This is a genomic window from Microbacterium sp. BF1 (genome assembly GCF_019279095.1).
Lineage (GTDB): Bacteria > Actinomycetota > Actinomycetes > Actinomycetales > Microbacteriaceae > Microbacterium > Microbacterium maritypicum.
Genome location: NZ_JAGYWT010000346.1, coordinates 1 through 2,681, shown reverse-complemented (window position 1 = coordinate 2,681; position 2,681 = coordinate 1). Strand labels below are relative to the sequence as shown.

Genomic DNA, 2,681 nt, shown 5'->3' with positions numbered 1-2,681 from the left:
GTGATGGCCAAGGCCGCGATCACGGCGGCTCCACCGAGCAGGCCGAGGAGGAGTCCGGTGCGCGTGCTTCGGCGTGGCGGCGTCGGTACAGGGGCGGAGGATGCCGCGGAGAACTGGACGGGCAGCTGGTGCCCGCCGTCGCGAAGCGTCTGACCCATTCGATGGTGCCTTCCGGTCGGAGACTGCGTGCAGCGGTGCTGTCAGCGTATTCGACGGGAGGGACAGGAATGCGAGAAGGCCCCCACCGATGGTGGGGGCCTTCTGGAGTGGAGGGGCTGACGAGAATCGAACTCGCATCATCTGTTTGGAAGACAGAGGCTTTACCACTAAGCTACAGCCCCGGATCCGCACCTTCGGAAAGGTTGGGTACCGACTCATCGACTATACCGGACTCTGACGCATGCTCCTGTCCGTTAGACTCGGTGGGGCTGAATCCGCGTGCGGATTCCCCGGGGCGTAGCTCAGTTTGGTAGAGCGCCCGCTTTGGGAGCGGGAGGTCGCAGGTTCAACTCCTGTCGCCCCGACACGGCCCCCACGGACCTTACAGCCGCGATTCGAAGCGGAAATCACAAGGAGAACACACCAGCATGGCGAACAGCACCGTCGAGAAGCTGACCCCGACCCGGGTCAAGCTCACCATCACGGTCACCCCGGACGACCTCAAGCCCAGCATCGCTCACGCGTACGAGCACATCGCTCAGGACGTGCAGATCCCCGGCTTCCGCAAGGGCAAGGTCCCGGCTCCGATCATCGACCAGCGCATCGGTCGTGGCGCCGTCATCGAGCACGCCGTCAACGAGGGCCTGGACAAGTTCTTCCGCGACGCGACGGTCGAGCACAAGCTGCGCGTCGTCGGCCGCCCGGCCGCCGACATCACGCAGTGGCCGAACGAGAAGGACTTCTCGGGCGACCTGCTCGTCGACATCGAGGTGGACGTCCGCCCCGAGATCGAGCTGCCCTCCTACGACGGCATCACGGTGACGGTCGACGCCGTCGAGGCCGATGACGCCGCGCTCGACGCAGAGCTCGAAAACATGCGCGCCCGCTTCGGCACGCTCGTCCCGGTCGACCGTCCCGCCGCGAAGGGTGACTTCGTCGAGCTCGACCTCGTCGCCACGATCGACGGCGCCGAGATCGACCGCGCCGAGGGCGTCTCCTACGAGGTCGGCTCCGGCGAGCTGCTCGAGGGCATCGACGACGCGATCGAGTCGCTCACCGCCGGTGAGGACACCACGTTCCGCTCGGCTCTGGTCGGCGGCGACCACGCCGGTTCCGAGGCCGAGGTCTCCGTGACGGTCAAGGCGGTCAAGGAGCGCGAGCTCCCCGAGGCCGACGACGACTTCGCGCAGATCGCGAGCGAGTTCGACACGATCGCCGAGCTCCGCGAGAGCCTCGCCGAGCGCGTCGCTCAGCAGGGCGTCTTCACGCAGGGCTCCGCCGCGCGCGACAAGCTCGTCGAGGTGCTGCTCGAGCAGATCGAGATCCCGGTCCCGCCGCAGCTCATCGAAGACGAGGTGCACAACCACCTCGAGGGCGAGGGCCGTCTCGAGGACGAGGTGCACCGCGCCGAGGTCACCGAGGCCAGCGAGAAGCAGTTCCGCACGCAGGTTCTCCTCGACACGATCGCCGAGCAGGCCGATGTTCAGGTGTCGCAGGAAGAGCTCAGCCAGTACCTCATCCAGTCGGCTGCGCAGTACGGCATGGCTCCGCAGGAGTTCGTCGAGGCGCTGCAGTCCTCGAACCAGCTGCCGGCGCTCGTCGGTGAGGTCGCCCGCAACAAGGCCCTCGCGATCGCCCTGGGCAAGGTGAAGGTCGTCGACAGCAACGGCAAGACCGTCGATCTGTCCGACTTCATCGTCACCGACGACGAGGCCGCCGAGGCCGAGTCCGCCGAGGTCGAGGAGAAGCCGGCCAAGAAGGCTCCTGCCAAGAAGCCTGCTGCCAAGAAGGCTCCGGCCAAGAAGGCCGACGCGGCTGACGAGGCCGAGAAGCCGGCTGCCAAGAAGCCCGCCGCCAAGAAGGCTCCGGCCAAGAAGGCGGCCGACAAGGCCGAGTGATCGGACACGATCCAGTGAAGAGGGCGGATGCTGCGGCATCCGCCCTCTTTTCCATACAGGGAACGGACAGTGATGAAGACGTGGGATGAGCGCATCGACGAGGTGTGGGATGACGCGACAGGCGAAGAGGTCGGCGATGGATCGCGTGCACCGCGACCTGCGGATCGTCGGCGCACGCCTGGATGCAGAGGTCGCCGTGGGAGGTCTGCGGATCGAGATCGTCTCCGAGGAAGGCGGGCAGACGTTCGAGGCCTGCCGGACGCTGCGCGGCGATCCCGTATCGGTCGCCGTCCTCGTTCTCGAAGAGTCCGGGCCCGAAGCCGAAGGTGAGCGTGAGTCCGGCCGCCGGAAGCCCGAGAGCCTCTCCCGTGTCGTCCGGCGGAGCCTCGGCCGGCCCGCCCACCGCACCCGTCGCGCTCACTTCGAGGCCCTGCACCATGCGCGATGCGGCATAGGACCAGTCCTGCAGCAGCGAGATCAGGTCTTCGCGATCGGTCCGCGGCATCATGTCGAAGCTCGCGAAGTGCAGATGATCCTGCACCGGAGTGGTGATGCCCGCCTGGTGGGCGCCGAAGAACTCGTACGCGGAATGCGCGTCTTCCGCTGCGCGCGCCCGGCCGATCG

The 2,681-nt window shown here is 67.2% G+C and carries 1 protein-coding gene, 2 tRNA genes and 1 pseudogene; 2 read left to right on the top strand and 2 right to left on the bottom strand.

The window, feature by feature from the left end:
• Positions 1–267 precede the first annotated feature (267 nt).
• A tRNA-Gly gene (locus tag KZA10_RS11810) sits at positions 268–341 on the bottom strand.
• 109 nt (positions 342–450) lie between these two features.
• Between KZA10_RS11810 and KZA10_RS11805 the strand changes: the two genes are divergently transcribed.
• Both KZA10_RS11805 and tig read left to right on the top strand, forming a co-directional pair.
• Positions 451–524 (top strand) — tRNA-Pro (locus KZA10_RS11805).
• Positions 525–587: 63 nt separating this feature from the next.
• The gene (tig, locus tag KZA10_RS11800) at positions 588–2,057 is read left to right on the top strand and encodes a trigger factor (RefSeq protein WP_218682976.1); all 1,470 of its coding nucleotides are present in this window, start codon (positions 588–590) and stop codon (positions 2,055–2,057) included.
• Positions 2,058–2,196: 139 nt separating this feature from the next.
• On the opposite strand, the pseudogene KZA10_RS11795 reads toward tig, so the two are convergent.
• Positions 2,197–2,681, bottom strand: a pseudogene (locus tag KZA10_RS11795) (Dyp-type peroxidase); the annotation flags it as partial.

Coding starts and splice junctions, on each gene's coding strand:
- tig (WP_218682976.1), top strand. CDS start 588: ATGGCGAACAGCACCGTCGAGAAGCTGACCCCGACCCGGGTCAAGCTC.